Genomic DNA, 20,695 nt, shown 5'->3' with positions numbered 1-20,695 from the left:
CGACGCAACGACAAAACCGTAAAGCCCCGCGTTCAGCATAACCCGGCAGGAATCCACTTAAATCCAGCGGGGCGCTGTCCAAACAACCGGGGCCAGCTCTCTTGGTCTTCAGGTCTGCCTGGCGTCGCCGACCACGAACATGCGTTCGAGGGCGAGGACCAGGCCGTAGAGAGCGACACCAAGCAGCGTCAGCAGCACGACCGCCATCACCATCGCGGGCGTGTCGAGCGAGGACTGCACCTGGATCATGAGGTAGCCGAGCCCGCGCTCGGAGGCGATGAACTCGCCGACGATGGCGCCGGCGACCGCAAGGATTGCGCCGACCTTCATCCCGGAGAAGATGTAGGGCAGCGATCCCGGCAGCTGGATCTTGCGGAACAGTGTCCAGCGCGATCCGCGCAGCGATTTGACGAGATCGAGCAGGTCCGGCTCGACCTCGCGCAGGCCGCGCGCGGTGGTGAGCAGGATCGGGAAGAAGCAGATGCTGAAGGCGATCAGGATGTTCGGCACGATGCCGTAGGAGAACCAGACGATGAAGAGCGGGCCGAGCGCCACTTTCGGAATCATGTTCAGCGTGACGAACAACGGCAGCAGCACGAGGCTGAGCAGCGGTGCCCAGCTGAAGATCACGGCAAGCGCGACGCCGACGAAGGCGCCGAGCGCGAAGCCGCCGAGGATCTCGATCGCCGTCACCAGCGTGTTGGCGCCCCAGGCATAGCCCGTGGTCCCCAACGTCTGAATTGTCGCAAGCGGGGAGGGCAGGATGAATTTCGGGACCTGGAAGGCATCGACCGCGACCTGCCACAGCACGAGCACGGCGAGGTGCACGATCAGGATGATCGCAAAGCTGCGCGAGGTGCGTGCCCCGTCTCCTGCCACCGCATGCTCCCTGTTGCCGACAGCCACCCTGCTGCGTGTCGCGAGCCTAGCCGGACTCGAGGGAAGTTTCAACCAGTTGGTTGATTAGGGCCGGAGTGACTGGAGCACGAGGTCGGCGACGTGCCGGCGGCGGGCGCGCCGTTGGGCCCTGCTCGACAGGTCCTTGCCGAAGATCGCCGACAGCGTCGGCGTGTTGGAGAAGAAGAAATAGCTGAGGCCCGCAATGGAGATGTAGAGCTGGACGGGATCGATCCCCTTGCGGAATACGCCAGATCGCACCCCCTCGTTGAGGATGTGGGAGACGCTTTTGACGAGCGGCGAGTGCATCGCCTCCAGCCGGGTCGAGCCGCGGACATGACGGGCGCCGCCGCGGTTCTCGTCGTTCAGAAGCACGATGAAATCAGGGTTTGCCGCCAGGTGATCGAACGATGCCTCGATCAGCTTGCGGATCGCCTTCTCCGGCGGCAGGCCTTCGAGATTGAGCCTGCGCTCCTGCTCGCGGATGTCCTCATAGACCCATTCGAGCACGGCGAGGTAGAGCGCGTCCTTGTCGCCGAAATAGTGGTAGACGAGCTGCTTGTTGACGCCGGCGCGCTCGGCGATCTCGTCGACCCGCGCGCCCGCAAAGCCGTGCCGGGCGAATTCCTGGCGCGCCGCGGTCAGCAGCTTCCTGCGGGTGGCGACGGGGTCGCGGCGCTGCGGCACGGTGTCGCCAGATCGTTTTGCGGGCATTTCCAACCAAACAGTTGACAAGTGGAGGGCGGGCTTGTTGCATTGGTATCCTCACAAGGGGAGAGCGACAAGCCGGGTCGCGGCAACGAGGAGAGATGCGATGAAGCGTTTGCAGGCGGCGGGCTCGGCCCTGGTGTTGGCTCTGGCGCTCGGTGCGACGGCGATGCCCGCGCATGCGGGAGAGGCCGTCAATCTGATCCTGAACTGGACGCCGACGGCCGACCACTCGCCGTATTATTACGCCAAGGCGCAGGGCTGGTACGAGAAGGCGGGCATCGATCTCACCATCGAGACCGGCAAGGGCTCCGGCGTCTCGCGGCCAAGGTCGGCTCGGGCGGCTCGCCGTTCGGCGTCGCCGATCTCGCCACCATGCTGGTGGCCAAGAGCAAGGGCGCCGACACGGTTGCGGTGATGAGCGTCTATGCCAATACCGGCCAGACCTTCTACTGGCTGAAGAGCTATGGCGTGAACGGGGTGAAGGATTTCGCCGGGCACAAGATCGGCAATCCGCCCGGCGATGCCTCGCGCGTGATGTGGCCGGCCTTCGCCAAGGCGGCAGGGCTTGCGCCCGACTCCGTCGGCTTCGTCAATGTCGGGCCGACCGCCAAGATCGCGGCGCTGAAGAGCCACACGGTCGATATCATCAGCGACTTCTACAACGAGCACGATCTGAAGGTGATCGAGTTCGGTCCCGATCTCGGCTACGTCAACTGGAAGGACATCGGGCTCAACCCTTACGGCAATTCCCTGATCGTCAACGGCGCCTACTTGCAGAAGAACCCGAAGGTCGTCGAGGACTTCGTGCGCGTCACGCAGAAAGCTTTCGCGGCCTGCGTCGCCGACGTGGCCCCGTGCCTGGACGCGCTGCTCGCGCAGGTCTCGGGGCTCGACCGGGCCAACCAGGAACGCCAGTGGGAGCGCATCAAGTTCCTGATGACGGACGAGTTCACGACCACCAAGGGTCTCGGCTGGATCGACGGCGAGCGGATGAAGAAGGACTACGAGCTGGTCCAAACCTATCTCGGCATGGAGAAGCCGTTCGACGTGACCACGGCGTTCACGACCAAGATGCTGGATCCCGCTATCAAGATGGATGCGAGCAAGGTGAAGAAGTAGGGGGGTAGTTGGCCGCTACGCTCGCGCCACACACCGGTGTCATGCCCCGGCTTGACCGGGGCATCCAGTACGCCGCGAACTATCGACTGACTCACGCTCGCCTCGGAGTACTGGGTCGCCCGGTCAAGCCGGGCGGCGACAGTGATGTGCTGGGCGAGGGCGCCCGTCTAACGCTTGCCAGGTGATTGCGCCCGGCCAGCCTACCAAAGAACCGCCCATCCCACCTAACCTCACGGAGGCGTTAACCGGCTGTTAACCATATCCGCCGCATCGTTAACTATTCAATAACAGGGAACGAGTCGGCCGCTATGCAGGCTGCAGCAAAAGTCCAACGTCAAATGGTGCGCCTGCGCGGGCGCTCCTATGTGGCCTTCGTGTTCACGCCGACGGTTCCGATCCAGGACTGGCTGCAGGAGATCGATGCCACCATCGCGCGTTCGCCGGGCTTCTTCGCCGGCCGGCCCGTGGTGATCGACCTGTCCTCGGTCGATCTCAGCCAGTCCGGCATCGGCCATCTGCTCACCAGCCTTCAGGACCGCAACATCCGCGTGCTCGGCATCGAGGGCGTGGAGGAGGGCCGGCTGACCTCCGGGATGCCGCCGCTTTTGTCGGGCGGGCGCAGCTGCGTGGTCGAGCCGAGCGCGCCGAAGAAGGCCGAGGTGAAGGCCGAGACCAAGCCCACATCGTTGCTCCTCGAAAACCCCGTGCGCTCGGGCCAGACCGTGATCTTCCCGGAAGGCGACGTCACCATTCTCGGCTCGGTCGGCTCCGGCGCCGAGGTCGTTGCCGGCGGCTCCATCCACGTCTACGGCGCGCTGCGCGGCCGCGCCATGGCGGGCGTGAACGGTCACACCAGCGCGCGCATCTATTGTCAGAAGATCGAAGCCGAACTGCTTGCAATCGATGGGTTTTATCAGACCGCCGACGACATTGACGAGGCCTTGCGCGGCCGGCCCGCACAGGCCTTCCTGCAAGGCAACACCATGCGAATTACTGCGCTGAACTGACCAGAAGGAGACAATTGAGATGGCCAAAGTACTGGTCGTGACATCAGGCAAGGGCGGGGTCGGCAAGACCACGACGACCGCCGCACTAGGGGCGGCGCTCGCGCAACGCGGCGACAAGGTCGTCGTCGTCGATTTCGACGTCGGCCTGCGCAACCTCGACCTCGTGATGGGCGCCGAACGCCGCGTGGTGTTCGATCTCATCAACGTGGTGCAGGGCGTCGCGAAGCTGCCGCAGGCGTTGATCCGCGACAAGCGGTTGGAGAATCTCTGGCTGCTGCCGGCCTCGCAAACCCGCGACAAGGACGCGTTGACGGAAGAGGGCGTCGGCAAGGTCATCGACGATCTGCGCAGCCGCTTCGACTGGGTGATCTGCGACAGCCCGGCCGGCATCGAGCGCGGCGCCTCCATGGCCATGCGCTTTGCCGACGAGGCCGTGATCGTCACCAATCCGGAAGTCTCCTCGGTGCGCGATTCCGACCGCATCATCGGCATGCTCGATTCCAAGACGGTGCGGGCCGAGAAGGGCGAGCGCGTCGAGAAGCACATCCTCATCACCCGCTACGATCCCTCGCGTGCCGCGCGCGGCGAGATGCTGACCATCGACGACATCCTCGAGATCCTGGCAACGCCATTGCTCGGCATCATCCCGGAGAGCCAGGACGTGCTGCGCGCCTCCAACGTCGGCACGCCCGTGACGCTGTCGAATGCGGACGGCGCGCCCGCGCGGGCCTATATCGACGCGGCGCGGCGGCTGTGCGGCGAGACAATCGCCATGCAGGTGCCGGCGGAGCGCAAGGGCTTCATGGATCGCCTGCTGCGACGGAGGGCTGCATGAGCATGGGTTTGCTTCGGCTTCTCCGCGGCAACAAGGCCACTGCACCGGTCGCGCGCGAACGGTTGCAGATCCTGCTTGCCCATGAACGCGGAATGCGCGGCCAGCCCGATCTGCTCGGCGTGCTGCGTGAGGAAATTCTCGCCGTCGTGTCCAGGCATGTAACGCTGGACCCGACCAAGGTCATCGTCCGGCTCGAGCGCGGCGACGAGGTTTCGACCCTGGAGGTCGATATCGAGGTGCCGAACGATTTCGAGCGCAAGAAGGCGGCGGTGGCGTAGGGAGCCGCGGCCGGAGACTGCCGGTTTTGGGGTGGGTGAGAAGGCGGTCCGCCGGGCATGGCGGGCCGCCTTTGTCTTGGGCTCACATCGACGGGACGGAACGAGCTCGGGGCCTCGATCGTTGTGAGACACCCGCGGTGGCAGTTGTGCGCTGCACCGCAGTTCCCTCAAGCGGGAGAGCGCCCATGATGTCCGAGGTCCAGGTTCATACCGTTGCCCGGCAGATGCTCGAACAGCACGGACTTGCTGCGATTGCGAAAGCCGCCGAGCAGGCCCAGGCCTGCGAGGGCCGCGGCGAGACCGACGAGGCCAGGGAATGGCGTCACATCGTGGACGCCATGAAGATCATGCGCGGCCCGCATGAGCTATGGCTGATTTTGGGTGACGCGGCCTGATCAGGCGGCGTGGCTTTCAGTGTTCGGAATGACTTCGATTCCGTCGATGAACTTTACACCGGCGATGACTTTCGGCAACTGGTTCGTGCTCTTCAATCGCCGCCAGGTCTTCGATGCGGCGTCGATGAGCTTGAACACCATCAGCTTCGCAGTTTGTTGCGACAGCGATCCCTTGGTCCGCACCGTTCGGTGGCGCACCGTGGCGAAGACGCTCTCGATCGGGTTCGAGTTGCGTAGGTGGATCCAGTGCTCAGCAGGGAAGTCGAAGAAGGCGAGCAGCGCATGGCGATCCTTGATCAGGCACTCCACCGCACGTCCGTATTTGACGTGGTATTTCTCGACGAAGACGTCGATCGCGGTTTCAGCTTCGGCCCGGTGTGGGGCCAGATAGATGTTCCGCAGGTCGTTCTTCATGGGGCCCTGCACGGATTTGGCGACCTTGTCGAGTACGTTGCTCACTTTATGGCACCAGCATCGTTGGTGCCGCGTGCCGGGAAAGGCCTCGTCCAGTGCCTTCCAGAAGCCGAGGGCGCCGTCGCCGATGGCGAGTTGCGGGGCAATCCGTAACCCGCGTTGCCGCAGGTCGATCAGGAGTTCGCGCCAGCTCTGCGCGCTCTCGCGCACGCCGACCTGGAAGCCGATCAGCTCCTTCTTGCCTTCCGGCGTGGTGCCAATCAGCACCAGCATGCATTCGCTGTGATCTTCCATGCGGGCCTGCAGGTACACGCCATCGGCCCAGATGTAGACATAGCGACGCGCCGACAGATCGCGTCTCTGCCAGCGTTCGTACTCGACCTGCCAATCGGCCTTCAGGCCGGCGATCACCGAAGGCGACAGGTTCGGCGCATCCTTGCCGAGCAGCGCCGAGAGCGCCTCCTGGAAGTCGCCGGTCGAGATGCCGCGCAAATAGAGGACCGGGATCAAGGCATCCAGGCTCTTCGTCCGCCGCGCCCATAGCGGCAGGATTGCCGAACTGAAGCGGAGGCGGTCGCCTGGCCCGCTCGCTCCGCGGTCGCGGACCTTGGGACGAGCGACCTCCACCGGACCGATGCCGGTCGCAATCTCGCGCACCGGACCGTGCCCATGTCGGACCAGGCGCGCTCGACCGTCGGGCAGCGTCAGATTGGCCGTGCTGGCCAGAAACGCGCCAACCTCGATCTCGATCGCCCTGGCAAGCAGGTCCCGCGCGCCGGCACGAACGATATCGGTCAGTGGATCATCAACCGCGGACGGCTGACGGAAAGCAAGAACATTGGTAGTCTCGGTCATGGCGTATCGCTCTCCTCGAGAGGTTCTGGCAGGCTCGTCACCCGCCTCGATACGCCGCCTTCCTCACACCGTCATCACCCAGATTCCGCCATAGCTCGGCCCGCATCAGAGCTGACATTCGTAAGCGCGAGCGCCTTCAACGCTCCCCACGATCGCTGCCTTGCGGCGACGTGCGGTTCTGTGTCTGCGGCTGCCCGCGCTCGCCTGTCTCCTTGCAGGGGAGTGGCTCCCACGAGCCATCCGGCGCCTGCTGATAGGCACTGCATGAGGATGGGGTGGATTTTTCCTCGCCTTTCTGGGCGTCGGCATTCCTCGCCTGTGCGGGCGCGGTCAGCACCGTGGCGGCCGCAATCGCGCCGGCGAAAACGAAATGGATACTCCGCATCAGGACCTCCTGTTCGAATTCGAAGAGGTCGCATGCTTTCGAGGATTGTGACGATTTTGGGCCGGAGCAGCGGTTCCGTCGCGGAGTGCTTAATGCGGCGATAGCCCCGGCTCGCTAGCCGCCCTTACTGCGGATCAGGCCGGCGAGGTTGGTCTTTTGGGCTTCGCACCAGCCGGGCATGCCGAGCCGGCGCTGGTCCATGTCGGTGGCCTGGGTCGCGACCGCGACCTCGGCCATCAAATCATCGTCCTGCTTCTCGCCCAGCTTGCCGCCGGTGTGCATCCAGGCGATCGCCTTGCGCACCTTCTCGGTGGTGCCGTCGGGCAGGTGCATCTGCTGCGCTCTCTGCACGAGGTCCTGATAGACGAGGTCCGTGTTGGGGCACTCGACCTTGGCGGCGAAGGCCTGCAAGACCATCGTCACATAGGTCGACCGCGGCGGCGCGTCGCCAGCCTGGACTGGCGCAGCCAGCAGCAACAGGCCCGTCATCAGAAAACCGGTGCGCATTCCTGGAACCTCCTCCATTTTTTTGAGAGGCTAGCGCCCGTCGCGCCGCTCCGCAATGGCGCGCGGTGCAATTGTCGTCGGTCCGCGCGGTGGGCTAACCTGCCGCTTCCCGGCCTCGGAGCATGACATGAGCCTCTTCAGTTCGCCGTTCGATCCAGCACGCGACACCGCGCTCGTCACCGGCGCGGGCAATGGCATCGGCCGCGCGATCGCGCAGGCCCTGGTCGGTGAGGGCGTCCGCACCATGTTCGCCGATGTGAGCGCGGAGCGGGTGCGTGCCGCGATCAGCGCCAGCGAGCAGCCCGCTCTGGCCGTGCCCTGGGTCGGCGATCTCGCCAGGCTCGAGGCCTGCGACGAACTGCTGGCTGCCGCACACGCAGCGCTGGGCGAGGTCACCCATTTCGTCCATAGCGCCTCGCCGCCGCGACGGGAGGCCGATCATGCCCTCGCGGTCGATCGCAGGACCTGGCAGGAGATGCATGCCGTCAATCTCGATGCCGGCTTTCACCTGGGGCGCGAACTCGCAAAACGGCTGATCGCGGCGAAACGACCGGGCTCGTTCCTGTTCCTCACCTCGCTGCATGCGGGCACCCCGCGCAACCTGGCGCACTATTCGACGGCGAAGGCTGCAATGGCGATGCTGGTGAAGGAGTTCGCGAAGACGTTGGGGCGTTACAACATCCGCGTCAACGCGCTGGTGCCCGGCGCGATCGCGGCCGGCGGATTCGTTGCGGATCCCGCGCTGGCGCGGCACATTCCGCTCGGGCGTCTCGGCGAGGCCAAGGACCTCGTGCCGATGGCGCTCACGGTGCTGTCGAACAAGCTCTCCGCTTACGTCACCGGCGCGGCCTTCGTCGTCGACGGTGGATTGTCGCTGACGAACTGGTTCGAGCCGCCGACGCTTGAAGAGTAGAGATCGTTCCGATTTCGTCGGAACCAACTTTGGCGTGTTGGTCTGACGCGTTTCTCAACGCGAACTGGCATCCACTTCGCTTGAAGAGACTGTGCTTAGCGCTGCCAGGCCGGCACCGGGTCGAGCGGCGTGCGATAGAGCTCATTGTGGTCGCGATCGGTGACGCGCACCGCGCAACCCTTGTGCTGCAGCTCCGGCTTCACCTGCGACAGCTCGCATGCCAGTTGATCGGCGCGATCGGAGGCAACCTCGATGTCTTCGAGGATGATTCCCCACTGGTTCTTGAACTCCTCACCAACCACAAGATCGAAAGAGTAGTAGGGCATCTGAATTTCCCCGTGTGACGATCTGAGCTTAAGTGCAAGTCTCAACACATCCCGGATGATACCACTGAGTCGATAGTTGCCGAATGAACAGGCCGCGCAATCTCTGAGCTTATGGCGCAGAAATGATGTGCAGCATGTGAGCGTGTTAACATTTTATTAAATATGTCCGCGCGACCATGAGGCATGGAATTGCAGCAGAACCGGGCTCCGGGAACCGGCAGCTGCACGAGAAGGCCGGCGGCATAGATCCCGACGGCCTTTTCTCTTGAATGGAAGACGAGCGATGCATCGCTTCCCGTAGTCGCCCGGACTCAACGCATTACATCGACTCGGACAGCATGCGCGAGATCGCGACGTCGAGCTGTCCCTGGCATTGCCTAAAGCGCGATGAAATCAGGACCAACCGTCATCGCGCTTCAAGTTGTTGTCTTGAGCATGGTCTTTTCGGAAAACCGCTACACACGCTCTTCCGGATCACGCTCTAACGCAGCGGCATTGGCGGGCGGACGATAGGTCCATCGTCATCGGCAACGGCTTGCGTCGTCGTGGCCGGCGCAGCTGGCGGCGGGACCGCGGCGGCCTGCGATGGCGGCGGCGGAGGTGCGAGCGGTGCGGGCGAGGAGGCCGGCATGGAGTTCCGTGCCACGGCCGGCTTGGGCTTGCGAACCGGAGGCGCGGCAGGCTGCGGCGGAAGCGCAGCGGCGCGTGCGCGCGGATCGACCGGTGGCTTCGCTTCGGCTGCCGGCTTCGGTGCAGGCGGCTTCGCCATTTCACGCGCCATCTGCTCCTGCCCGGCCTTCAGCTCGGCGATGCTGGCCTTGAGCTGCTCGATCTGCTGCGCCATCGCGGTGAGATCGCGCGTCATCGATTGCACCGACTGCGTTGTGTCGACGGGCAGTGTCGGGGCAGGCGCGACCGCGGCAACCTGAGCGGCGGGCGGCGTCGCAGATTGGTCGACCACTTGATCCGAAGTAGCTTCCACTGCGGGCGGTGCGGCCTGCGCGGCGACCGGCGCGGTCTGCGATGTCGCAGGTAGCAGCGAGGTCACCGGTAGCAACGAAGTCAGTGCCGGCGTCCATTCTGCCAGCATTTGCGTTGCCGTGTCGCCGTGCTTCTCCCAGGCGATGCTGGCGGCCACGCTGGCGCCGGCAAACAGGAACGCGACGGACGCACCGCGCAGCCACTTGCCGACCGAGGATCGCTTCTGCCTGACAGGAACGTCGCTGGACGTGACGCGGACAGCCGTGTCGACAAATGGTGCCGCGGCGGGCTTTCCGTAGACGACGTTGATGGTGGGCTCGGGCGCGCGCGCCGGCTCCGGCGTGAACTTCGGCTCCAAAGTGAGCTTGGGCTCCGGAGTGAAACTGGGCTCCGGACGCGGCGCGATCTCCGGCGCCAGCGCAGGAGACGCGCTTGTGGACCGCGAGGCCAGTACGATCTCGGGAGAGATCTGAACCGCGTCGTGGGGGTCGTTGTCCTTGACCGTGTCCTTCACGATCTCATCGACGATTTGCTTGGCATTCAGCGTCGCGAGCATCGCAACTCCTTTGAAGCCTGGTGTTTGAAGCCTAGGTCGTCCGCATTGGCGCGGCGCCGATCGGTTGAAGTGAGCCCATCCCGAGCCCCGTGGCTCACGAGTCCAGCCGGGTTTGACCAAAGCAAGGCGAGGTGATGGAGATGATGCGACGGTCCTCCGCCGTTTGTGGTGATGGAACCCGGTCGATCGAACGCGTGCACGTGTTCCTCTCCCGCCTTGTTTTCAGCACGATTTTGGCGATATGTGGCGGTGCTGGGGGTGCTGCTATCCGCTATCGGGGGGCCGGCGGTGCCAAGATCTCTACTCGTTTTGTTCGTCGCAGCCTTGTTGCCGCTGGGCGGCTGCATGCAGACGACACTCTCGCCATCGACGGATGCGAGCATGACGCCGCGCGACCGTCAGTTGCTCGCGCATACGCCTTACGCTCAGGCGAAGGTGCCTGAGCAATATCTCCGCCATATCGTGGACTACCACCGCAAGGAACAGCCGGGCACGATCCTGGTCGATACCGATGCGCGCTATCTCTATTACGTGCTCCCCGAGGGCAAGGCGATCCGTTACGGCGTTGCGGTCGGTGAGGAAGCCATGGCGTTCTCCGGCGTCGCGCGGGTCGGCCGCCTGGCGGAATGGCCGGACTGGGTTCCAACGGCGGACATCCAGGCGCGGCTCGGACCGTATCCGGCGCGCGTTCCAGGCGGTCCCGCCAATCCGCTCGGCGCGCGGGGCATCTATCTGTATGTCGGCAACAAGGACACGCTCTACCGCATCCACGGCACCAACCAGCCCGAATATATCGGCCAGGCGATCTCGTCCGGCTGCATCCGGATGCGCAATGAGGACGTCATCGATCTCTACGACCGGGTAAAGCTCAATTCGACGGTCGTGGTGCTGCCGCCAGGGCAGAACGCGCAGGCCGAGACGGGCACGCGCTGGCGCGGTTGAGGGCCGCGCCGTCGGCTGGCATGATTTCCGCCAGCCGTTACTTGGCTTAGTTCTCAGGCCGCGCAACACGCCATTGCAGCGTCGTGGCAATGCCGTTGGCGTCGCCCGGCGCCTTGTCAGCGGGTGAAGTGTAGAGCGGACGGTAGCGGTACGCCCACATCTTGCTGCCGTCGTCGCGGCTGATCACGGTGAAGTCGCCGACGGCCCTGGCGTCGGCCGTCGCGGCCAGCGGAACCCAGCTCTCGGTGCACTTACCGTTGCAATTCGAGGACTTTCCGGTGGTGTCGCGCTCGTAGATATAAAGCGTCATGCCGTTGAGATCGACGAGCTTGGGGCCCTGTTTGGTCAGGATCACCTTCGCTGGAGCCGTCGGCGTCTCGACCTTCGGCGGAGGAGGGTCGCCGCCCCCGTGGCCGCCTGCGACTGCATGACTGGTCGAGAGCGTCATGGCTGCGGCCATAACGAGGAACCTGAACATTCCGAACTCCGTCCCACAAAGTTAATCGCGCGTTAAGCGCCCAATGTGGCCGAGCTTAGCAGGCGAAGGTTAGTTCCTGGTTTCGTGCGCTGCGACAAATTCGGACGTGACTTGGGATCAGACTTGCGCATCGCGTTGCGGGGCGCGGCTGAGCTCGTTGCCGGCGGCGATGGCCTTGCGCAACAGCCGCATCAGCTCGTCCCCCTCTTTGGCGCTCAGGCCGCGCAGCATGATGCGCTGCGCGGATTCGACGGCCGGCGTGATCCTGCGCAGCGTGCGCCGGCCTTCATCGGTGATTTGGAGCTCCCGCGCGCGGCGGTCGCGGCTGGAGGGGCGGCGCTCCGCGAGACCCTTCTGGACGAGGCGATCGATCACGCCGGTGATGGTGGTGCGATCGTAGGCGATCAATCCCGCGAGCGTTACCTGGTCTAGTCCCGGATTGGCCTTGATGGTCGCGAGCGCGGCGTACTGCACCGGCGTGAGATCGAAGCCGGCGTCTTCGACTTCGGCCAGGAACACCGCGACCGCGATCTGCTGGAAGCGGCGCGCCAGATGCCCGGGCATGTCGTTGTTGTCTTTCACCGACGTCTCCGCGGAGGCAGGGAGGTTTCGAGGTCGTTGACAAGTATACTGACCGTCAGCATACTGAGCAATATCCAGACAGAAATTTGACGGGAGAGGTGCTCATGCAATTCCATCTGAATGGATTTCAGCCGGGCGACCCCGAGATTGCCGATCCCGCCGAGCGCGTTCAGGCACCGGGCGCAACGGGCGCCGTGCCTGACGAGGTCGATGTTCTCATCGTCGGCTGCGGACCTGCCGGCCTGACGCTGGCCGCCCAGCTTGCGCAGTTTCCTGACATCAAGACCTGCATCGTCGAGCAGAAGCCGGGCCGGCTGCTGGTCGGCCAGGCCGACGGCATCGCCTGCCGCACCATGGAGATGTTCCACGCCTATGGCTTCAGCGAGCGGGTGCTGAAGGAGGCCTATTGGGTCAACGAAACGACGTTCTGGAAGCCGGATGACCCGACGCCGGAGAAGATCGCCCGCAGCGGCCGGGTTCAGGACGTCGAGGACGGGCTGTCGGAATTCCCGCACGTCATCCTCAACCAGGCGCGCATCCATGACTGTTTCCTCGACGTCATGCGCAGATCGCCAACGAAGCTCGAGCCGTATTACAGCCGACGCGTGCTTGATCTCCATGTCGATCCTGCCGCCGATGCTGCCGATCACGCCGTGAGCGTGCGCCTCGAACGCGTCGATGCCGCGCACGAGGGCGAGGTCGAGACGATCAGGGCGCGCTACGTCGTCGGCTGCGACGGCGCACGCAGCACGGTGCGCAAATCGATCGGGCGCGAGCTGCATGGCGATTCCGCCAACCACGCCTGGGGCGTGATGGACGTGCTGGCGGTGACGGATTTCCCGGACATCCGATTCAAGTCGCTGATCCAGTCGGCCAGGGACGGCAGCCTGCTGATCATTCCGCGTGAAGGCGGCTACATGGTCCGCATCTATGTCGAGCTCGCAAAACTCGATGTCGGCGAGCGCGTTGCGAGCCGCAACATCACCGCCGACGACGTGATCGCCAAGGCGCAGCGGATCCTGAAGCCGCATACACTGGACGTGAAGGAGATCGCCTGGTGGTCGGTCTACGAGATCGGCCAGCGCCTCACCGACAAGTTCGACGACGTGCCGGAGGCCGAGACCGATACGCGCCTGCCGCGCATCTTCATCGCCGGCGATGCCTGCCATACGCACAGCCCGAAGGCGGGGCAGGGCATGAACGTCTCGATGCAGGATGCCTTCAATCTCGGCTGGAAGCTCGCCGCCGTCCTGCGCAAGCAGTGTGCGCCGAGCCTGCTGCATTCCTATTCGGCGGAGCGCCAGGCGGTCGCGAAAGAGCTGATCGATTTCGACCGCGAATGGGCGGGGATTCTCGCCTCGGCCGCCAAGGCCGGCGGCGCCGATGCCGCCAAAACGCAGGACTATTTCGTCAGGCATGGGCGCTATACCGCGGGCACGGCAACGCATTACAGGCCATCGGTGCTCACCGGCGCGGCTTCGCATCAGCACCTCGCGCAGGGCCTGGTCATCGGCAAGCGCTTCCATTCCGCGCCGGTGATCCGGCTGGCGGACGCCAAGCCGGTCCATCTCGGCCACGCCGCGCAGGCCGACGGCCGTTTCCGCATCTACGCGTTTTCGCCTGCGGAGGATCCTGCGGCTGCCGGCTCGGCCATTCGCGCGCTGTGCGGCTTCCTCACCGAAGCCCGGGAATCACCATTGCGGCGATACACGCCTGTTGGCGCCGACGTCGACAGCGTGATCGACCTGCGTGCCGTCTTCCAGCAGGATCATCGTCAGCTTGCCGTCGCGGCGATGCCGTCGCTGCTGCTCCCGCGCAAGGGCCGCTATGGTCTGATCGACTACGAAAAGATGTTCTGCCCGGATCTCAAGGGCGGCCACGACGTTTTCGCAATGCGAGGGATCGATCGAAAGCGCGGCTGCATGGTCGTGGTGCGGCCCGACCAGTATGTCGCGAATGTGCTGCCGCTCGACGACTATGCCGGGCTTGCCTCGTACTTCGACCGCTTCATGCTGAAGGTGATCTGACGCCCGGTGTCGAGTTCCCTGCACGTACAATTTAAGAAAGTTCTTCGCGGGCAGATTTCATCGATCGTAACATGTGTATCCAAAGATGCAGTCATCCACTCGGGGCAGCGGGGCACGGGAGGATGAAATGAGTCAGAGTCAGGCGGAGACGCGCCGTCAGCAGAATGTCGCTAAGCGGTCGATGACCAAGGAGGCCCAGCAGTTGGCCGGGTTGATTGCCGGACTGCGCAAGTCCCTCGAAGCGATCCACAAGGAACGGACGAGCACAAAGCTCAGCGGCGCCGAGATGGGTTTGCTCGACGAGCGTCGCAACAATCTGTTGCTCACCATTGCAGCCCTCGATGACCGCCTCTCGGCGGTGCAGGGCCTGATCAATCTCGGCCGCCCCCACGTTATCCGCGTGCATTAGCGCCGATCCGGCGCAGCAGGCTTGGCTCCGTTGCCGATGGCACGGGGCGCGCCCATACCGCCTGCGATGGCACCAAATTGCCACGCTCCCGGCGAATTGCCGCCAAAACCCGCTGCCACGAGAAGGCTGGGTGCAGGGCGACGCCAGGGGATGCGAATTGGCCTACAAAATGGTCGCAGAACGCGACAACGAGAAGTACAGCTTCGCCCGCGAGAGCCGGTTGGTCATCGTGGCGAAGGCAAAGGTGTGGGCGAGCGAGGGATGGCGGGTCGTCATCACCGACCAGGATGGCAAGGCCTACGCGCCGCCCGAATTCGATCAGCAGTCGGCGGCGTGATCACGAGACGGGGCGAGGGGACGACAGTTTGACGTCGTTGTTTCGACCTTGGCGCGGCCTGACTGTGCCTCTGATGACTGTCGCAGCCGCCACCGTGCTGACGGTGACGGAGGCGGCCGCGCAAAATCTCGACGCCGGCAAATCGCCCGCGAAGCTCTTTGCTGACGGCTGCGCGACCTGCCATCGCAGTCCGCGCGGTCTCGCCAAGGGCCGCTTCAGCCTGACGCTGTCCTGGTTCCTGAAGGACCACTACGCAACCAGCGTCGACTCGGCCAGGGCACTCGCCGCCTACCTCGTGTCGGTCGATGAATCGCCGCCCCGGGGTGCGGCCAAGCCTGACGCAAAGCGGCCTCGATCCGCGCCGCGTCAGCCCAAGTCGGTGCAGAGCCAGTAGGCGCACCGGCATCGGGCCGGCATCAACGCACCGTGGTCTCCGAGAACAGGTTGATGACCACGACCCCGGACACGATCAGCGCGATGCCGACGAAGGCTGCGGCGTCCAGGATCTGGCGGAACAGCACGAAGGAGACGGTGGCGGTCAGGATGATGCCGACCCCGCCCCAGATCGCGTAGGCGATGCTCAACGGGATGACCCGGATCGCCACCGACAGCGCGTAGAACGAGGCGACGTAGAACAGCACCATCGCCAGCGTCGGCCAGGGACGGGTGAACTGCGCGGACTGCTGCAGGAACGCCGACGCGGTGACCTCGAACACAATGGCGAGGGCAAGAGCCGTATAGGCGTTGAAGACGGAACTCATGCGGAGACCAGGCCGACGATGGCTGACATATGACGGCGCATACCATGCGGGGGTGACGTGCCTGCGACAGCCTGGAGCGCGGCGCAAGGGCTCCGCGGTCGGCCCGGATGACCAAGCCGCCACGCGATGAATCGCGCTGCGGCTCAATGACACAGCGACGGTCGAACGTGGCTTCAATCGATCCGCACCGAAAGCTCGACGTCGTCGGCGAAGGCCGTGGACATATAGCCGCTTCCGGGCTTGCGCATGCGGGAGAGATAGTCCGGGCTGTCGTCGGCGTTGTCGGCGACGATGATCGCGCCCGGCTTGAGACGGTCTTCGAGCAGATCGAGGATATTCGGGTAGAGCGCCTTGGCACCGTCGAGCAGCACGAGATCGATCGTTTCGGGCAGATCGGACTTCAGCGTCGTCAACGCATCGCCTTCGCGAATGTCGACGAGATCGATCACGCCGCCGGCCGAAAGGTTGTCCCGGGCCCGCGCCGCCTTGGACGGCTCGAACTCGCAGGTGATCAGGCGGCCGCCGCCATTGTCGCGCAGAGCTGCGGCCAGGTGCAGGGTCGAGATGCCGAACGAGGTGCCGAACTCGACGATCGCCTTCGCGCGAGAGCTGCGCGCCAGCATATAGAGCAGGCTGCCGGTCTCGCGTGAGACCGCGAGCGGAGCGTCCTTCAGGCGTCCATAGAGGTCGCGGTAAGCGGTCTTGCTTCGCATCATCCGCGCGCGGTCGGCGTCGGACAGATCGGCAACGGCGGCCAGCGTTGCGCCGCTTGCGGCTTCGGCCTCGTAGAACAGTCGATCCAGCAGCGGCGCAAGCGATGTGATGGTTGGGATGCTCATTGGTGTCTCCAGAGTTGGGGGGCGCGTGCTTGCGCGAAGATCGAAATACGACTAATTCGTCGCATTTCCTATTCGCATAGCTCGCAGGCATCATGTCCAATCGTCGAAGCCTTTCAGTTTCCTCGCGAAAACAGCCGCAACAGGCCCGCTCCACGGAGTTGGTGGCGGCCATCCTGGATGCCGCTGTTCAGGTTCTGGCGAAGGAGGGAGCGCAGCGCTTCACGACGGCGCGGGTGGCAGAGCGGGCCGGCGTGAGCGTCGGATCGGTCTATCAATATTTTCCGAACAAGGCGGCGATCCTGTTCCGTCTCCAGAGCGATGAGTGGCGGCGCACCAGTGGGCTGCTCGCAGGCATCCTCGCTGACCGGGCGAGGCCGCCGCGGGCGCGGCTGCGCACACTCGTTCACGCCTTCATCCGCTCCGAGTGCGAGGAAGCTGTCATCCGAATCGCGCTCAATGACGCCGCGCCGCTTTATCGCGATGCGCCCGAGGCGCGGGACGCACGGGCGGCCGGCGAGGGCATCGTCGCCGCCTTCATGCGCGAGGCGCTGCCCAAAGCTTCGGATGCGACGCGCACCCTCGCCGGCGAACTGATCGCGAGGACGCTGAGCGAAGTCGGCAAGAGTTTTTCGGAACAGATGCGGAGTGAGGCGGAGATCGCAGCCTATGCCGACGCCATGGCCGACATGTTCTGCGCCTATCTTGCGAGGTTGTCGCGGCGCTGAGGGATTGCCGGCATCAGCGTTCGAAGGTTGATTGTTATTCAGATTTCGGGGGATTATGGGTTAGCCTCGCCGCGTTCGTCATCCATTCATCGAGTCCCCGCGCCATGCACGTTCTCCGCGCCCAGTTCCGCATCGAGACGCAGCGCGCGCTGGAATTTGCCGCATCTCGCGGCTTCGGCGTGATCGTGGCGGCGGACGAGCGCGGGCCGCGGGCCTCTCACGTGCCATTCGTGCTGACCGAGCGCGGCGGGCACACTGTCGTGCAGATTCACTTCACCGCCAAGAATCCGCTTGTGGCGCTGGCCGATGGCAGCAGACGATTTCTGCTGATCGTTACCGGCGACGATGCCTATGTCTCCAACGACTGGTATGCCTCACGCGACAACGTCTCGACCTGGCTTTACGAAGCGGTGCACCTGTCGGGCGTGGCTCATCTGCGCGGGCTCGACGAGAACCGCGGACACGGCGATGCGCTGCTCGCAGTCTCCGAGGCGCGCTTACCGAAGGAACCCTGGGACCTCGCGCAGATGGAGCCGGGCAAGCGCGAGAGCATGCTGGCTGCGATCCGCGTCGTCGATCTCGTGGTGGATGAGGTCGAAGGGCAGGCCAAGCTCAACCAGCACAAGAGCGATGCTGACCATGTTGCGGTCGCCGATCGATTGGCGCGGTCGGAGGAGTCGGGTCACCGGCGGCTGGCGCGCAAGATGCAGGCGCTGCGGCAGGGGCTTGGATACGAGATGCCGTGACGCTTGCCTCGCGCAACGTTTGACCTTACGGACCTTCCTCATGCTCGTCATCTCCATTCAGAGCCAGGTGGTCCACGGCCATGTCGGCAACAGCGCGGCTGCCTACGCCATGCAGGCGGAGGGCGTGAACGTTGCGGCGGTGCCGACGACGCTGCTGTCAAACCATCCGCGCTACCCCAGCCTGCGCGGGCGGGTGCTGGAGAGCGACCTCGTCGCCGATCTCCTGAAGGGCATCGAGGAGCGCGGCCTGGTCGACGAGGCTGCGGTGCTCGTCACCGGCTATTTGGGCTCGCCGGGCAATGCTGCCGTGATCGCCGATTTCGTCGAGCGGGCGCTCGCGCGGAATGCGAAGCTCGTCTATCTCTGCGATCCCGTGATCGGCGATGACGGCCGCGTCTATGTTGCGGACGGCATCTTGGATGTGGTTCGGCACCGGTTGCTGCCGGCGGCGAACCTCACGACGCCGAACCAGTTCGAGCTCGAGCTGCTCTCCGGTCTCACCATTGCCGATGCCCAGGGCCTCCGCGCGGCCTGCTCCGCGCTCGCAGGGGTGGGCCGCATCGACGTGGTCGCCACCGGCTGCACGCTCGCTGACACGGCGGCGGGGCAGGTGGAGACGATCCTGTGCGCCGACGGGCGATTGTCGCGCTTTGCGACGCCGCGCTTGCCGATCCGCCCCTACGGCACCGGCGACCTCCTCACCGGCTTGATCGCGGCGCATCTGGCCAAGGGCGAAGCGATGGAGTCGGCAGTACGGCTTGCGGTCGACACGATCTTCGCGGTGCTGGTGCGCACGCAGGACGCCGGCTCCGCCGAGATGCGGCTGGTGCCGTTGCCGACGCGCGGGCCCGATGCCTGATTGACGGTTCTCAGGTCGCGGGCTTGACGGCCGATTGCGCCGACTTCTGCTGCTTGGCCGGGGTCTTCTGCTCGCGTGCGGCGTGCGCCTTGGGCGGCTTGGCGCTGGCGGCCCGCGTCTTCTTCGGCTTGACGTTCGCGGCTTCCTTGCTGTCGGTCGCAACGCCGCGGCGCGAGATGTATTCCTTCCCGTCGATCGGTCCGACATGCGGCGGATCGCGGCCGAGATAGGGGCGGCCGATGCCGTACGCCTTGCCGTTGGCATCGACCCACTTCCACAGGATCTCGGTCGAGACCCAGCGCTGCGCGCGGTTGTTGCCCTGGGTGCTGACGATGTCGGCCGCCATGCCGTGGCCATAACCGCCGCGCGTGCTGCCGCCATGATAGGAGCGGTCGGAGGCAGCCTTGAGGCCGCTCGCGATCGACTGGCGATAGTCGTCGCGGAATGCGCTGGTGATGCCCGGCGACAGGCCGGCGGCCTCGGCCGCGAGCAGCGTGCGGAACAGCTTCTTCTTGAAACTCTTGTCCATGCCGCCGATGACGTAGTCCATCATCGACATGCCGGCGCGCTCGGCCGCCTTCGGATCCTTCCAGCCGAAGTCCTGATCGACCAGCTTCGTGAAGCTCCGCATCACCGTGACCGTCTTGCCCTTGCGCTTGACGGTGACGGCGCGCCGCTCCTGAACCTTGATCGTGTCCTCCTTGGCGGTGCGCTGATAGAGCGCCCAGAGGTAGCGGTCGATGCAGGCCTCGATGACGAAGCATTCGTCGAGCACGGCGACGGTGTCCGCCGGCGGAGATGGCTTGGCCGCAGGCGTGACGGGGCCGCTTGCGATCGCCGCAGGTGACAGTGCGTCCGTCGTGACGATCTCGGTGGGATCGGCGGAGGCGAGCTTGACCGGCTCTGGCGCGGGAGCAGCCTCGCTGACGAGTGCTTCCGGTTCAGGCGCAATCTGCGGTGCGGGCGCCGCCTCCGTCGGCAGGATCAGCGCCGGGTCGGCCGAAGCGAGCTTGACGGTTGAGGCATGCTCCTCCGGCGTGTCCTGCGACGTCGTCATCGGGGCAGGCGCCGCAGCGACGGCGGCGATGTCGGCGGTCAAGGCGATGCCGTCCTCGATCGTTGCAGCGCGCGGCACGTCGGCGAGCTCGAGGCGACTGACATCCTTGGCGCGCGAGACGGCAGCCACATTGGCGCCGCTGTTCTCGATGAGGGCAGGCGCATGGGCGGAGAAAGACAACACCAGCCAGCCGGCGAGAACGGCCGAGGGGCACGACACCGCCACCAAAAGAGACCGCCGATCGTTCATGATCCCTGCCTCCAAACGGTTCTGTCCGAACCATCTTGTCCGAACAGTCATGATGCAAACGGTTGACGAAACAGTCTTGCACGGAAAGGCACGCAGTTCGTCGATTGTTCGGGGGATGGCGTGGCGGCGCAATGGCGCAATCGGCGGCTGCGGGCTTTTCGCGGCGGGTGTTGCCGAGCTGCAACGCGAGGGTTCCACGCGGTGCCTTGCCGAGGCCGTGCCGCAACTTTGCGGACGCTGCTGCGTTGGAGGCGCCATGACGCATCCAACGCTTCGTCCCATGGACGCCTTCGATCCGACCGAGCCCGCCATCCTGCACGATCGTCTTTCGGATACGATCATCACCTGGACCGCCGATCAGGCAGATGACTACCGCCGTGCCAGCAGGCCCGGCGGAGATGGAACCGTAGTTTGGAAGACCTATCTCTTCGATGGCTGGGGCGACGTGCTTGGTGGCTGAGTACCACCCGCGGAAAACGCCATGTCGCGGCCAGCGTGATTCGCC

The 20,695-nt window shown here is 65.0% G+C and carries 26 protein-coding genes and 1 pseudogene; 15 read left to right on the top strand and 12 right to left on the bottom strand.

Annotation, left to right across the window (positions count from 1 at the left end; translation table 11 throughout):
• Positions 1-108 precede the first annotated feature (108 nt).
• Together ABIF91_RS39015 and ABIF91_RS39010 are read right to left on the bottom strand one after the other, a co-directional pair.
• Positions 109-879 (bottom strand): ABC transporter permease, encoded by a 771-nt coding sequence (locus ABIF91_RS39015; protein WP_028180813.1) that lies wholly within the window; start codon positions 877-879, stop codon positions 109-111.
• Between the two features lie 84 nt (positions 880-963).
• On the bottom strand, positions 964-1,611 hold the full coding sequence (locus tag ABIF91_RS39010; protein ID WP_028180814.1) for a TetR/AcrR family transcriptional regulator: 648 nt from the start codon (positions 1,609-1,611) through the stop codon (positions 964-966).
• A gap of 100 nt (positions 1,612-1,711) precedes the next feature.
• Between ABIF91_RS39010 and ABIF91_RS39005 the strand changes: the two are divergent.
• From ABIF91_RS39005 to ABIF91_RS38985, 5 genes and pseudogenes are all read left to right on the top strand, one after another.
• Positions 1,712-2,727, top strand: a pseudogene (locus tag ABIF91_RS39005) (ABC transporter substrate-binding protein).
• A gap of 308 nt (positions 2,728-3,035) precedes the next feature.
• The gene (minC, locus tag ABIF91_RS39000) at positions 3,036-3,734 is read left to right on the top strand and encodes a septum site-determining protein MinC (RefSeq protein WP_028180815.1); all 699 of its coding nucleotides are present in this window, start codon (positions 3,036-3,038) and stop codon (positions 3,732-3,734) included.
• Positions 3,735-3,753: 19 nt separating this feature from the next.
• The gene (gene minD / locus ABIF91_RS38995) at positions 3,754-4,569 is read left to right on the top strand and encodes a septum site-determining protein MinD (protein WP_028180816.1); all 816 of its coding nucleotides are present in this window, start codon (positions 3,754-3,756) and stop codon (positions 4,567-4,569) included.
• Positions 4,566-4,847: a cell division topological specificity factor MinE gene (gene minE, locus ABIF91_RS38990; RefSeq protein WP_028180817.1), complete on the top strand. Its 282-nt coding sequence runs from the start codon at positions 4,566-4,568 to the stop codon at positions 4,845-4,847. Before minD ends, minE begins: the two co-directional genes overlap by 4 nt.
• A gap of 185 nt (positions 4,848-5,032) precedes the next feature.
• Entirely contained in the window at positions 5,033-5,242 is a 210-nt protein-coding gene (locus tag ABIF91_RS38985) for a hypothetical protein (protein WP_028180818.1), read from the top strand.
• On the opposite strand, the gene ABIF91_RS38980 is transcribed toward ABIF91_RS38985, so the two are convergent.
• The 3 genes from ABIF91_RS38980 to ABIF91_RS38970 form a co-directional block, all read right to left on the bottom strand.
• A complete protein-coding gene (locus ABIF91_RS38980; protein ID WP_424579725.1) occupies positions 5,243-6,511 on the bottom strand; it encodes an IS256 family transposase in 1,269 nt (422 codons plus the stop codon). It abuts the gene before it with no gap.
• 136 nt (positions 6,512-6,647) lie between these two features.
• Positions 6,648-6,896, bottom strand: a complete 249-nt coding sequence (locus tag ABIF91_RS38975; protein WP_028179801.1) for a hypothetical protein — start codon at positions 6,894-6,896, stop codon at positions 6,648-6,650.
• Positions 6,897-7,010: 114 nt separating this feature from the next.
• Positions 7,011-7,403, bottom strand: coding sequence for a hypothetical protein (locus tag ABIF91_RS38970; RefSeq protein ID WP_028179800.1), 393 nt, complete (start codon positions 7,401-7,403; stop codon positions 7,011-7,013).
• A gap of 127 nt (positions 7,404-7,530) precedes the next feature.
• Here ABIF91_RS38970 and ABIF91_RS38965 point away from each other — a divergent pair, with 127 nt between their 5' ends.
• Positions 7,531-8,316, top strand: coding sequence for an SDR family NAD(P)-dependent oxidoreductase (locus ABIF91_RS38965; RefSeq protein ID WP_028179799.1), 786 nt, complete (start codon positions 7,531-7,533; stop codon positions 8,314-8,316).
• A 95-nt stretch (positions 8,317-8,411) separates the two neighbouring features.
• On the opposite strand, the gene ABIF91_RS38960 is transcribed toward ABIF91_RS38965, so the two are convergent.
• Together ABIF91_RS38960 and ABIF91_RS38955 are read right to left on the bottom strand one after the other, a co-directional pair.
• Positions 8,412-8,642: a DUF6894 family protein gene (locus ABIF91_RS38960; protein WP_028179798.1), complete on the bottom strand. Its 231-nt coding sequence runs from the start codon at positions 8,640-8,642 to the stop codon at positions 8,412-8,414.
• Between the two features lie 481 nt (positions 8,643-9,123).
• Positions 9,124-10,179: a hypothetical protein gene (locus ABIF91_RS38955; protein WP_028179797.1), complete on the bottom strand. Its 1,056-nt coding sequence runs from the start codon at positions 10,177-10,179 to the stop codon at positions 9,124-9,126.
• Between the two features lie 345 nt (positions 10,180-10,524).
• Between ABIF91_RS38955 and ABIF91_RS38950 the strand changes: the two genes are divergently transcribed.
• Positions 10,525-11,121 (top strand): L,D-transpeptidase, encoded by a 597-nt coding sequence (locus ABIF91_RS38950; RefSeq protein ID WP_162832043.1) that lies wholly within the window; start codon positions 10,525-10,527, stop codon positions 11,119-11,121.
• Between the two features lie 46 nt (positions 11,122-11,167).
• Here ABIF91_RS38950 and ABIF91_RS38945 read toward each other — a convergent pair whose 3' ends face one another.
• Both ABIF91_RS38945 and ABIF91_RS38940 read right to left on the bottom strand, forming a co-directional pair.
• Positions 11,168-11,599 carry a COG4315 family predicted lipoprotein gene (locus tag ABIF91_RS38945; RefSeq protein WP_028179795.1) on the bottom strand — a complete coding sequence of 144 codons (432 nt, stop codon included), beginning with the start codon at positions 11,597-11,599 and terminating at the stop codon, positions 11,168-11,170.
• Between the two features lie 117 nt (positions 11,600-11,716).
• Positions 11,717-12,181 carry a MarR family winged helix-turn-helix transcriptional regulator gene (locus tag ABIF91_RS38940; RefSeq protein ID WP_028179794.1) on the bottom strand — a complete coding sequence of 155 codons (465 nt, stop codon included), beginning with the start codon at positions 12,179-12,181 and terminating at the stop codon, positions 11,717-11,719.
• A 104-nt stretch (positions 12,182-12,285) separates the two neighbouring features.
• Here ABIF91_RS38940 and ABIF91_RS38935 point away from each other — a divergent pair, with 104 nt between their 5' ends.
• The 4 genes from ABIF91_RS38935 to ABIF91_RS38920 all read left to right on the top strand — a co-directional run bounded on the left by ABIF91_RS38935 (position 12,286) and on the right by ABIF91_RS38920 (position 15,348).
• Positions 12,286-14,208: an FAD-binding monooxygenase gene (locus ABIF91_RS38935; protein ID WP_028179793.1), complete on the top strand. Its 1,923-nt coding sequence runs from the start codon at positions 12,286-12,288 to the stop codon at positions 14,206-14,208.
• Positions 14,209-14,335: 127 nt separating this feature from the next.
• Positions 14,336-14,617, top strand: coding sequence for a hypothetical protein (locus ABIF91_RS38930; RefSeq protein WP_028179792.1), 282 nt, complete (start codon positions 14,336-14,338; stop codon positions 14,615-14,617).
• 130 nt (positions 14,618-14,747) lie between these two features.
• Entirely contained in the window at positions 14,748-14,954 is a 207-nt protein-coding gene (locus ABIF91_RS38925) for a hypothetical protein (protein WP_028179791.1), read from the top strand.
• 73 nt (positions 14,955-15,027) lie between these two features.
• Positions 15,028-15,348: a hypothetical protein gene (locus tag ABIF91_RS38920; protein ID WP_028179790.1), complete on the top strand. Its 321-nt coding sequence runs from the start codon at positions 15,028-15,030 to the stop codon at positions 15,346-15,348.
• Between the two features lie 22 nt (positions 15,349-15,370).
• On the opposite strand, the gene ABIF91_RS38915 is transcribed toward ABIF91_RS38920, so the two are convergent.
• Both ABIF91_RS38915 and ABIF91_RS38910 read right to left on the bottom strand, forming a co-directional pair.
• Positions 15,371-15,715, bottom strand: a complete 345-nt coding sequence (locus tag ABIF91_RS38915) for a DMT family transporter (RefSeq protein ID WP_028179789.1) — start codon at positions 15,713-15,715, stop codon at positions 15,371-15,373.
• A 173-nt stretch (positions 15,716-15,888) separates the two neighbouring features.
• Positions 15,889-16,554, bottom strand: coding sequence for an O-methyltransferase (locus tag ABIF91_RS38910; RefSeq protein ID WP_035676235.1), 666 nt, complete (start codon positions 16,552-16,554; stop codon positions 15,889-15,891).
• Positions 16,555-16,646: 92 nt separating this feature from the next.
• Between ABIF91_RS38910 and ABIF91_RS38905 the strand changes: the two genes are divergently transcribed.
• From ABIF91_RS38905 to pdxY, 3 genes are all read left to right on the top strand, one after another.
• Positions 16,647-17,279, top strand: coding sequence for a TetR family transcriptional regulator (locus ABIF91_RS38905; protein ID WP_028179787.1), 633 nt, complete (start codon positions 16,647-16,649; stop codon positions 17,277-17,279).
• A gap of 104 nt (positions 17,280-17,383) precedes the next feature.
• Complete coding sequence (locus ABIF91_RS38900) at positions 17,384-18,025, top strand: FMN-binding negative transcriptional regulator (protein ID WP_028179786.1); 642 nt, start codon at positions 17,384-17,386, stop codon at positions 18,023-18,025.
• A 40-nt stretch (positions 18,026-18,065) separates the two neighbouring features.
• The gene (gene pdxY / locus ABIF91_RS38895; protein WP_028179785.1) at positions 18,066-18,884 is read left to right on the top strand and encodes a pyridoxal kinase; all 819 of its coding nucleotides are present in this window, start codon (positions 18,066-18,068) and stop codon (positions 18,882-18,884) included.
• A gap of 10 nt (positions 18,885-18,894) precedes the next feature.
• On the opposite strand, the gene ABIF91_RS38890 is transcribed toward pdxY, so the two are convergent.
• Positions 18,895-20,166 carry a hypothetical protein gene (locus ABIF91_RS38890; protein ID WP_424579853.1) on the bottom strand — a complete coding sequence of 424 codons (1,272 nt, stop codon included), beginning with the start codon at positions 20,164-20,166 and terminating at the stop codon, positions 18,895-18,897.
• On the opposite strand from ABIF91_RS38890, the gene ABIF91_RS38885 reads away from it, so the two are divergent.
• Positions 20,048-20,650 carry a hypothetical protein gene (locus tag ABIF91_RS38885; RefSeq protein ID WP_424579872.1) on the top strand — a complete coding sequence of 201 codons (603 nt, stop codon included), beginning with the start codon at positions 20,048-20,050 and terminating at the stop codon, positions 20,648-20,650. The two genes, ABIF91_RS38890 and ABIF91_RS38885, sit on opposite strands and share 119 nt — an antisense overlap.
• Positions 20,651-20,695: the final 45 nt, after the last annotated feature.

It is taken from the genome of Bradyrhizobium sp. USDA 241, assembly GCF_049739505.1.
Classification (GTDB): Bacteria; Pseudomonadota; Alphaproteobacteria; order Rhizobiales; family Xanthobacteraceae; genus Bradyrhizobium; species Bradyrhizobium liaoningense.
Note: the sequence above shows the minus strand (reverse complement) of the source record. Positions and strands in the feature narration are given on the sequence as shown.

What these genes read in the sequence shown, in the direction of transcription:
- ABIF91_RS39010 (WP_028180814.1), bottom strand. Translation starts at nt 1,611, where the DNA reads ATGCCCGCAAAACGATCTGGCGACACCGTGCCGCAGCGCCGCGACCCC.
- minC (WP_028180815.1), top strand. Translation starts at nt 3,036, where the DNA reads ATGCAGGCTGCAGCAAAAGTCCAACGTCAAATGGTGCGCCTGCGCGGG.
- minD (WP_028180816.1), top strand. Translation starts at nt 3,754, where the DNA reads ATGGCCAAAGTACTGGTCGTGACATCAGGCAAGGGCGGGGTCGGCAAG.
- minE (WP_028180817.1), top strand. Translation starts at nt 4,566, where the DNA reads ATGAGCATGGGTTTGCTTCGGCTTCTCCGCGGCAACAAGGCCACTGCA.
- ABIF91_RS38985 (WP_028180818.1), top strand. Translation starts at nt 5,033, where the DNA reads ATGATGTCCGAGGTCCAGGTTCATACCGTTGCCCGGCAGATGCTCGAA.
- ABIF91_RS38980 (WP_424579725.1), bottom strand. Translation starts at nt 6,511, where the DNA reads ATGACCGAGACTACCAATGTTCTTGCTTTCCGTCAGCCGTCCGCGGTT.
- ABIF91_RS38975 (WP_028179801.1), bottom strand. Translation starts at nt 6,896, where the DNA reads ATGCGGAGTATCCATTTCGTTTTCGCCGGCGCGATTGCGGCCGCCACG.
- ABIF91_RS38970 (WP_028179800.1), bottom strand. Translation starts at nt 7,403, where the DNA reads ATGCGCACCGGTTTTCTGATGACGGGCCTGTTGCTGCTGGCTGCGCCA.
- ABIF91_RS38965 (WP_028179799.1), top strand. Translation starts at nt 7,531, where the DNA reads ATGAGCCTCTTCAGTTCGCCGTTCGATCCAGCACGCGACACCGCGCTC.
- ABIF91_RS38960 (WP_028179798.1), bottom strand. Translation starts at nt 8,642, where the DNA reads ATGCCCTACTACTCTTTCGATCTTGTGGTTGGTGAGGAGTTCAAGAAC.
- ABIF91_RS38955 (WP_028179797.1), bottom strand. Translation starts at nt 10,179, where the DNA reads ATGCTCGCGACGCTGAATGCCAAGCAAATCGTCGATGAGATCGTGAAG.
- ABIF91_RS38950 (WP_162832043.1), top strand. Translation starts at nt 10,525, where the DNA reads ATGCAGACGACACTCTCGCCATCGACGGATGCGAGCATGACGCCGCGC.
- ABIF91_RS38945 (WP_028179795.1), bottom strand. Translation starts at nt 11,599, where the DNA reads ATGTTCAGGTTCCTCGTTATGGCCGCAGCCATGACGCTCTCGACCAGT.
- ABIF91_RS38935 (WP_028179793.1), top strand. Translation starts at nt 12,286, where the DNA reads ATGCAATTCCATCTGAATGGATTTCAGCCGGGCGACCCCGAGATTGCC.
- ABIF91_RS38930 (WP_028179792.1), top strand. Translation starts at nt 14,336, where the DNA reads ATGAGTCAGAGTCAGGCGGAGACGCGCCGTCAGCAGAATGTCGCTAAG.
- ABIF91_RS38920 (WP_028179790.1), top strand. Translation starts at nt 15,028, where the DNA reads ATGACTGTCGCAGCCGCCACCGTGCTGACGGTGACGGAGGCGGCCGCG.
- ABIF91_RS38915 (WP_028179789.1), bottom strand. Translation starts at nt 15,715, where the DNA reads ATGAGTTCCGTCTTCAACGCCTATACGGCTCTTGCCCTCGCCATTGTG.
- ABIF91_RS38910 (WP_035676235.1), bottom strand. Translation starts at nt 16,554, where the DNA reads ATGAGCATCCCAACCATCACATCGCTTGCGCCGCTGCTGGATCGACTG.
- ABIF91_RS38905 (WP_028179787.1), top strand. Translation starts at nt 16,647, where the DNA reads ATGTCCAATCGTCGAAGCCTTTCAGTTTCCTCGCGAAAACAGCCGCAA.
- ABIF91_RS38900 (WP_028179786.1), top strand. Translation starts at nt 17,384, where the DNA reads ATGCACGTTCTCCGCGCCCAGTTCCGCATCGAGACGCAGCGCGCGCTG.
- pdxY (WP_028179785.1), top strand. Translation starts at nt 18,066, where the DNA reads ATGCTCGTCATCTCCATTCAGAGCCAGGTGGTCCACGGCCATGTCGGC.